General features: G+C 69.4%; 6 protein-coding genes. 2 read left to right on the top strand and 4 right to left on the bottom strand.

Annotation, left to right across the window (positions count from 1 at the left end; all coding sequences use genetic code 11):
• Positions 1-334: 334 nt before the first annotated feature.
• Both pruA and H504_RS0121700 read right to left on the bottom strand, forming a co-directional pair.
• Positions 335-1,963, bottom strand: coding sequence for an L-glutamate gamma-semialdehyde dehydrogenase (gene pruA / locus H504_RS0121705; protein ID WP_026424493.1), 1,629 nt, complete (start codon positions 1,961-1,963; stop codon positions 335-337).
• Between the two features lie 105 nt (positions 1,964-2,068).
• Positions 2,069-2,572, bottom strand: a complete 504-nt coding sequence (locus H504_RS0121700) for a DUF6912 family protein (protein WP_026424492.1) — start codon at positions 2,570-2,572, stop codon at positions 2,069-2,071.
• Between the two features lie 117 nt (positions 2,573-2,689).
• Between H504_RS0121700 and H504_RS0121695 the strand changes: the two genes are divergently transcribed.
• Positions 2,690-3,445 carry a TrmH family RNA methyltransferase gene (locus tag H504_RS0121695; protein ID WP_026424491.1) on the top strand — a complete coding sequence of 252 codons (756 nt, stop codon included), beginning with the start codon at positions 2,690-2,692 and terminating at the stop codon, positions 3,443-3,445.
• A gap of 10 nt (positions 3,446-3,455) precedes the next feature.
• Here H504_RS0121695 and H504_RS0121690 read toward each other — a convergent pair whose 3' ends face one another.
• A complete protein-coding gene (locus H504_RS0121690) occupies positions 3,456-3,809 on the bottom strand; it encodes an HAD-IA family hydrolase (RefSeq protein WP_026424490.1) in 354 nt (117 codons plus the stop codon).
• A 95-nt stretch (positions 3,810-3,904) separates the two neighbouring features.
• Between H504_RS0121690 and H504_RS0121685 the strand changes: the two genes are divergently transcribed.
• Positions 3,905-4,327, top strand: coding sequence for an Rv3235 family protein (locus H504_RS0121685; RefSeq protein WP_026424489.1), 423 nt, complete (start codon positions 3,905-3,907; stop codon positions 4,325-4,327).
• Between the two features lie 90 nt (positions 4,328-4,417).
• Here the strand turns inward: H504_RS0121685 and secA are convergent, their stop codons facing one another.
• Entirely contained in the window at positions 4,418-7,303 is a 2,886-nt protein-coding gene (secA, locus tag H504_RS0121680) for a preprotein translocase subunit SecA (protein WP_026424488.1), read from the bottom strand.
• Positions 7,304-7,829 lie beyond the last annotated feature (526 nt).

Here is a 7,829-nt window from a genome sequence, read left to right as displayed (position 1 = left end):
CCCCCAAACAAAACAACTCCACCACAACGGGCGGTTGGTGTCGGCGGGTCCCGAGGCGCGCGGTGCCAGTTCTGTGTGGTGCTTCACCGCACGACGGTTTCCCCCGGGGGGGGGCGGTGCAAGTGTGGGACTTCGTCGATATGGGGTGGAGTTCTTATTTTTTTTTGGGGGGGGCGGTGCGGGTGTGGGGCTTCGTCGGTGAGGCGTTGGTTTTTCGGGTGCGCTGGTGTGGGTGTCGGGGTGAGGCGTTCTAGTGTGGTTGTGGTGGTGTTGTAGTAAGCAAGACGGGGTCGGACTGGGTGGGTGGTCGACCCCGTCTTGGGAGTTCATTCATCTAGCCCATGTGTGGGTATCGGTGGTCTGTTGGGGGGACAAAGGTTTCCTTTACCGACCTTGGGCTGACCCACCGCTGCAGGTTGTAGATTGAGCCTGCCTTGTCGTTGGTTCCCGAAGCTCGTGCCCCGCCGAACGGTTGTTGTCCGACTACTGCCCCGGTCGGCTTGTCGTTCACGTAGAAGTTTCCTGCCGAGAAGCGCAGGGCGCGGTGGGCTTCTTCCACGGCTGACCGGTCGGTCGCGAATACTGCGCCGGTCAGGGCGTATGGCGAGGAGGTGTCCACCAACTCCAGTACTTTCGCGTATTCCGCGTCCTCGTAGACGTGTACCGCGAGAATCGGGCCGAAGTATTCGGTTGTGAAAACGTCCTGGAGTGGGTCGCTGCCAACCAATACAGTGGGCTGGACGAAGTAGCCGACGGAGTCGTCCGCTGTCCCACCGGCCAGGATCTCGATTGACGAGTTCGCGGCGGCGGCGGTGAGGGCTTCTTTGTGTTTCGCGAATGCGCGGGCGTCGATGACGGCTCCGCCGAAGTGGGTGAAGTCGGTGACGTCGCCGTAGGACAGGGACGATGTCACGTCGGCGAGTTGGTCGCGGACGCCGCCTTCCCAGAGGGATCGGGCGATGTAGGCGCGGGAGGCGGCTGAGCACTTTTGGCCCTGGTACTCGAAAGCACCGCGGACCAAGCCGATGACGACGGCGGTGGGGTCGGCCGAGGGGTGGGCGACCACGAAGTCCTTGCCGCCGGTCTCGCCCACGATGCGGGGGTATGAGCGGTAGGTGTCGAGGTTCGAGCCGATGAGCTGCCACAGGTGCTTGAAGGTCTTCGTGGAGCCGGTGAAGTGCAGGCCCGCGAAGTCGGGGTCGGTGAGGGCGACCTCGGAGAGCGCGGCGCCGTCGCCGGTGACCAGGTTGATGACGCCGGGGGGCAGGCCCGCGGCTTCCAGCAGTCGCATCGTGTAGTGGGCGGCGAGCTGCTGGGTGGGGGACGGCTTCCAGATGACCGTGTTGCCCATCAGGGCGGGCGCGGTGGGGAGGTTGCCCGCGATGGCGGTGAAGTTGAACGGGGTGATCGCGGTGACGAAGCCGTCCAGCGGGCGGTGGTCGAAACGGTTCCACACGCCGGGGGCGGACTCGGGCTGCTCCTCGAGGACCCGCCTGCCGAAGGCGACGTTGAACCGCCAGAAGTCGATGAGCTCGCAGGCGGCGTCGATCTCGGCCTGCTGGGCCGACTTGGACTGGCCGAGGATGGTGGCGGCGTTGAGGGTGTCGCGCCACGGGCCCGCGAGCAGGTCGGCGGCGCGCAGCAGGACGGCGGCGCGTTCGTCGAAGGGCAGCTCGCGCCAGGCGGGGGCGGCGGCCTTGGCGGCGGCGACCGCGTCGGCGACGTCGCCGGTGGTGGCCTGGGCGGTGACGCCGAGGACGTGCTGGTGGTCGTGCGGCTGGACGACGTTGACCCGGTCACCGGCGGCCAGCCGCTGCCTGCCGCCGATGGTCATGGTGAGGTCGGCCTGCTCGGCCTCCAGCTCGGCGATCCGGCGCCGCAGCGACTCGCGCCGCGGCGTACCGGGCGCGTAGGAGCCGACCGGCTCGTTCAACGGGGGTGGGACGGACGAAACGGCGTCCATTGTGTGGCTCGCCTCCCTGGGCGTTCGGCTCGGACTCTCAGTCGGCGGGTTGGCGTGCTCGTGGCCCGCGCACTCGCGTACATCCTGTCATGGGATGAACTCCGGTTACAGCAGCTCCAGCAGGAAGGGCAGCTCCTGCGGGGCGTACCAGGCCAGCTCGTGGTCCTCGGCGTCGCCGAGGACGAACTCGGCGTCCGGATCGCCCAGGTCGGCGGCGTCCACCGCGGCCACGGCGGCCCGCACCGCGACCACGGCCTCCTCGGTGTCCAAGTGGACCGAGGCGACGACCTTCATCGGCACCGGACCGGTCAGCCGGACCACGGCGTGGTCCAGGTCCGGTCGCAACTGCGCGCCGTCCACATCGGCGGCGACCACGGCGCGGCGCATCGGCACGTCCGGGTCGGTGGCCAGCTCGGCGCCGAGCAGGCGCAGCGAGGCCCGAGCGGCGTCGAGCATCGCCGCGTACTCCAGCTCCTCGTCGCCGCCGGTCGCGTACGACTCGCGCAGGGCCGGGGTGAGCGCGAAGGCGGTGCCGCTCACGGCGGCCAGCTCCCCGGCGGAACTCAACTCGCGCAGCATCGCCACCGTCGCCGGTATGTAAACCCTCAACTCATCACGCTCTCACGGTCGTCACCAGTTCCCGCCGGACTCTGCCGGCTCCCGTCCCATGCTGGCACATCCCAGCCGGTGCGGAGGGGTGAGCGCGGCCCGTGCGATCCTGCTCGGGTGCCCCCCACCCCAGCGGTTTCCCCCAAGGACCGGTTCGTCACGGTGTACGGCCGCAAGCCGGTGCTGGAGGCGTTGGCGGACCCCAGGCTGACGGTGGACAAGGTGGTGCTCGCCGACACCGCGCACGGCCCCGCCGCCCGGGAGATCCTGGACGCCGCCCGCGACCGCGGCGTGCCGGTCCAGCGCGCGTCGGCGCACCGGGTGAAGGTCCTCGCGGGCAACGGCAAGCAAGATCAGGGCGTGCTGGCCGACGTCGTCGCGCCCCGGATGCGCACGCTCACCGAGGCGCTGGCCCGGCGCCCGAAGTCGGTGCTGCTGCTGGACGGGATCACCACGCCCGCGAACGTGGGGATGATCCTGCGAACCGCGACGGCGGCGGGACTCGGCGGGATCGTGGTTCCCCGCCGGGGGGTGGCGGGCATCGATCCGCTGGTGGTCAAGGCGTCGGCCGGGGTCGCGTTCACCGCCCCGGTCCTGCGGTGTGCCACGGCCGCCGACGCCGCCGCCGAACTGCGCGCGGCCGGGTACCCGCTCTACGGGCTCGACGCGGGCGCCCGCCGGACGGTGTTCGACGCGGACCTCCCGGTCCCGGCGGCGTTCGTCCTGGGCAGCGAGACGTCCGGGGTCACCGAGGGGGTGCGGCCGCACGTCAACCGGTGGCTGTCCATCCCGATGGCGGGCGGGGTCGAGTCGCTGAACGTGGCTTCGGCGGCCGCGGTGCTGTGCTTCGAACTGGTGCGGCGCTCACAGTAGGGTCCCCAGCTCACAGCAGGACCGCTAGTTCGTCCACTGTGGACTGGTAGTCGCGGTGGTGGACGCCGACCATGCCCGCCCCCGCCGCGCCGCGGACGTATTCGGCGACGTCGTCGAGGAAAACGCATTCCCGCGGGGCCACACCGAGCCGTTCCGCCGCGCGCCGGTAGATTTCCGCGTTCGGTTTGGCGACCCCTTCCAGTCCGGAGACCAGAACGGCGTCGAAGACGTCCGGGAGATTCGGGACGACGTCCGCGTTGGAGATGAGCGCGGTTTTGAACCCCTTCGCCCGGTACCGCCGGACGAGTTCCGGGATGCCCTCCTCGGTGAACACGCCCGCGTAGTCGACGATCAGTGCCCGCATGGTCGGGGATTGTTCACCACTTGGGGTGAGGGCGGTGCGGTGGGCTCCCGAGCACCCCTTCTGTCCTGGCGCAGTCCGGGATGGAGGGAGACACCGTGCAGGTCAGGGCGCTGGTGGCGTACGAACCCGCGATCGAGGCCGATGAGGAGCGGTGGCGCACGCCGCCCGCGTCACCGGTCCGGTCGCTGGTTTTGCGCGGCGTACCACGGGAGTTCCTGTGGCGGGTGTTGATGTTGCTGCTGGAAGCGTTGGAGGGCAAGCGCGCTTTGGCCCAGTTGCACGGGATTTTGCCCGCGGAGACTTATGAGGCCATGTTGACGCGGCGGCGGGGGCCCCGGGCGCGGTACCGGTTGATGCGGGTGCACACGTGTGAGGTGTCCGCTGGTGTGGTGGAAGTCGCGGCGGTGGTGCGGATCATGCCCGAGGTGGGGAAGTGGTGGGTGCGGGTGATGGCGGGAAGGGTGGAACGGGAAAGCGGGGAATGGCGGTGGCGGGTCCTGCGGTTGGTCGGCTTGTGACCAGACCGGAAACCCCGGGCGGCCCGTTCACCGGTGGACAAAAAAAGGTGGGGATGGTCTTGGTTGACCATCCCCACCCGGTGTCAGTCGTCAGCGGCGGGGCCCCTTGCGGCCCTTCTTGGCCTGGTCGCGGGCGGCCTGGCGGCGTTCGCGGCGGGTGCCGCTCTGCGAGTCGCCGTTGTCGGCGTCGGCGGAGTGGGACTCGACGTCGCCGGACTCGGAGGGGCCGGTGTAGCTGAGCCGCTGCTGGGTGGGGGCGTCGAGGCCCTTGCCGCGCAGGGCGGGCGGGAGGTTCTCGCCTGCGGCCGCGGCGGCGGCCTGCTCCTGGCGGACGCGGTCCTGCACGGCCTGCGCGCGGGCCTGCCGGGCGCGCAACTCGGTCTGGCGGGCCTGCTCCTCCGGGGACAGCGTGGGCTGCGCGACCGACGGGAGGGTGGCGGGCTGCGGCGCGAGCTGCACGGTCTGCGGCTCGGCTGGTTCAACGGGGACGTTGAAGATGAAACCGACCGACTCCTCCTTCAGCGCGTCGAGCATCGCGCTGAACATCTCGAAGCCCTCTTTCTGGTACTCGATGAGCGGGTCGCGCTGGGCCATGGCGCGCAGGCCGATGCCCTCCTTGAGGTAGTCCATCTCGTAGAGGTGCTCGCGCCACTTGCGGTCCAGGACGGACAACATCACGCGGCGTTCGACCTCGCGCATGGCGCCCGAGCCGACCTTGGCGTCGATCTCGGCCTCGCGGGCGGCGTACGCGGATAGGGCGTCGTCGGTGATGGCACGCAGGAGGTAGTCGTGGTCCATGTCGAGGCCCTCGGCCTCGGCCCGGTCGGTCAGCTCCTCCCAGTCGACCGACACGGGGTAGAGCGTCTTGAGCGCGGTCCACAGCTTCGCGTGGTCCCAGTCCTCGGAGTAGCCCTCGGCGGTGGCACCGGTGACGTAGGCGTCGATCACGTCGGTCAGCATGTGCTGGACCTGGTCCTGCATGTCCTCGCCCCGCAGGACGCGCAGCCGCTCGGCGTAGATCACCTTGCGCTGCTTGTTCATCACCTCGTCGTACTTGAGGACGTTCTTGCGGATCTCGTAGTTCTGGCCCTCGACCTGGGTCTGCGCGCTCTTGATCGCCCGGGTGACCATCTTCGCCTCGATCGGCTGGTCCTCCGGCACGTTCATCACGGTCATCACCCGCTCGACCATGGTCGCGTTGAACCGGCGCATCAGTTCGTCGCCCAGCGACAGGTAGAACCGCGACTCGCCCGGGTCGCCCTGGCGGCCGGACCGACCGCGCAACTGGTTGTCGATGCGCCGCGACTCGTGCCGCTCGGTGCCCAGCACGTACAGGCCACCGGCCTTCTGCACCTCGACCTTCTCGGCCTTGACCTCCTCCTGCGCCTTCTCCAGCGCGGCGGGCAGCGCGGCGCGCCACTCCTCGGGGGTCTCGTCCGGGTCGAGGCCGCGGGCGCGGAGCACCTCTTCGGCGATGTGCTCCGGGTTGCCGCCGAGCACGATGTCGGTACCGCGGCCCGCCATGTTGGTCGCCACGGTCACCGCGCCCTTGTGCCCGGCCTGGGCGATGATCGCGGCTTCCTTCTCGTGGTGCTTCGCGTTGAGCACGTTGTGCGGCACACCGGCCTTGACCAGCAGCTTCGACAGGTACTCCGACCGCTCGACGCTGGTGGTGCCGACCAGCACCGGCTGGCCCTTCTCGTGCCGCTCGGCGATGTCCTCGGCGACGGCGAGGAACTTCGCCTCCTCCGTCTTGTAGATCAGGTCGGCCTCGTCGAGGCGGATCATCGGGCGGTTGGTCGGGATCGGCACCACACCCAGCTTGTAGGTGTTGTGGAACTCGGCCGCCTCGGTCTCCGCGGTACCGGTCATCCCGGAGAGCTTCGAGTACAGCCGGAAGTAGTTCTGCAGCGTGATCGTGGCCAGCGTCTGGTTCTCGGCCTTGATCTCCACGTTCTCCTTGGCCTCGATGGCCTGGTGCATGCCCTCGTTGTAGCGGCGGCCCGCCAGCACGCGGCCGGTGAACTCGTCCACGATGAGGACCTCGCCGTTGCGGACGATGTAGTCCTTGTCCCGCTTGTAGAGCTCCTTGGCCTTCAACGCGTTGTTGAGGTACCCGACCAGCGGCGTGTTCGCGGCCTCGTACAGGTTCTCGATGCCCAACTGGTCCTCGACCAGCGCGACACCCTTCTCAGTGACGCCGACGGTGCGCTTGCGCTCGTCGACCTCGTAGTGGGTGTCCTTGCGCAGCATCGGCGAGAGCCGCGCGAACTCCTGGTACCAGCGCGACGACTGGTCGGCCGGGCCGGAGATGATCAGCGGGGTGCGCGCCTCGTCGATCAGGATGGAGTCGACCTCGTCGACGATGGCGAAGTTGTGCCCGCGCTGCACCATGTCGTCGAGCGACCAGGCCATGTTGTCGCGCAGGTAGTCGAAGCCGAACTCGTTGTTCGTGCCGTGCGTGATGTCGCAGGCGTACGCCTCGCGCCGCTCCGCCGGGGTCATGTCGGCCAGGATCACGCCCACGGTCAGGCCGAGGAACCGGTGGATCCGCCCCATCCACTCCGCGTCGCGCTTGGCGAGGTAGTCGTTGGTGGTGATCACGTGCACGCCTTCGCCGGACAGCGCGTTGAGGTACGCGGCCAGCACACCGGTCAGCGTCTTGCCCTCACCGGTGCGCATCTCGGCGACCTGCCCGAGGTGCAGCGCGGCACCGCCCATCAGTTGCACGTCGAAGTGCCGCTGCCCGATCGCCCGCTTCGCGCCCTCCCGGGCCACCGCGAACGCCTCCGGCAGCAGCTCGTCGAGGGACTCGCCGTCGGCGTAGCGCTTCTTGAACTCGGCGGTCTTGTCGCGCAGCTCCTCGTCGGACAGCGCGACGACCTCGTCTTCCAGCGAGTTGATGTGCGCTGCGATGTTGCGCAGCCGCTTGAGCATCTTGCCCTCGCCCGCGCGCAGGATCCGGGACAGCACCATCCGAGTCGACCTCGCTAGCTGATAGTCGTGCGCCCGCTACGGACGCTCCTGTTTCGCCATCGTAGGCAACCGGGCGAACGACGTGCACCGACACCGCCAGACGGCGCCGCGCACGCTACCCGGATGACCTCCACCTCTGGACCAACGGCCCACCGGCTCGGGAGGTTCCGGACAAGGCGGCAGGTGTTAAGTGGGAACACCCCGTCCACCCACCGTTCGCCCCGCCCGAACCGCCCCCTTGACCACCCTTCACCCGGCGGCCACGCAGACCCGGCCACGCGAACCCGCCAGGCAGAGCCGGCCACGAAGACCCGACCCGGCCACGCAGACCCCACCCACCCGGGGGCCGGGGGCCCATTCCTGAACCTACCGCGAACGGCGACCTGTCAAGGCGGGCGGCGGCTGCGCTGTGGGCAACTCGCCGGTATGTGGACAACCCGACCTGCCGGTAGGTGGACAACCCCGTTGGCCTGCCGATTCGGCGGCGGCCTGCCCGCCTCCCCGACTTCGGCGGAGGTCGCGTTGC

It is taken from the genome of Actinokineospora inagensis DSM 44258 (assembly GCF_000482865.1).
In the GTDB taxonomy this organism is placed as follows: Bacteria; Actinomycetota; Actinomycetes; order Mycobacteriales; family Pseudonocardiaceae; genus Actinokineospora; species Actinokineospora inagensis.
This window is presented reverse-complemented; position numbering and strand designations above follow the sequence as displayed.

Bases quoted from the DNA above. Each gene is read 5' to 3' on its own strand.
- pruA (WP_026424493.1), bottom strand. From the start codon at position 1,963: ATGGACGCCGTTTCGTCCGTCCCACCCCCGTTGAACGAGCCGGTCGGC.
- H504_RS0121690 (WP_026424490.1), bottom strand. From the start codon at position 3,809: ATGCGGGCACTGATCGTCGACTACGCGGGCGTGTTCACCGAGGAGGGC.
- secA (WP_026424488.1), bottom strand. From the start codon at position 7,303: ATGGTGCTGTCCCGGATCCTGCGCGCGGGCGAGGGCAAGATGCTCAAG.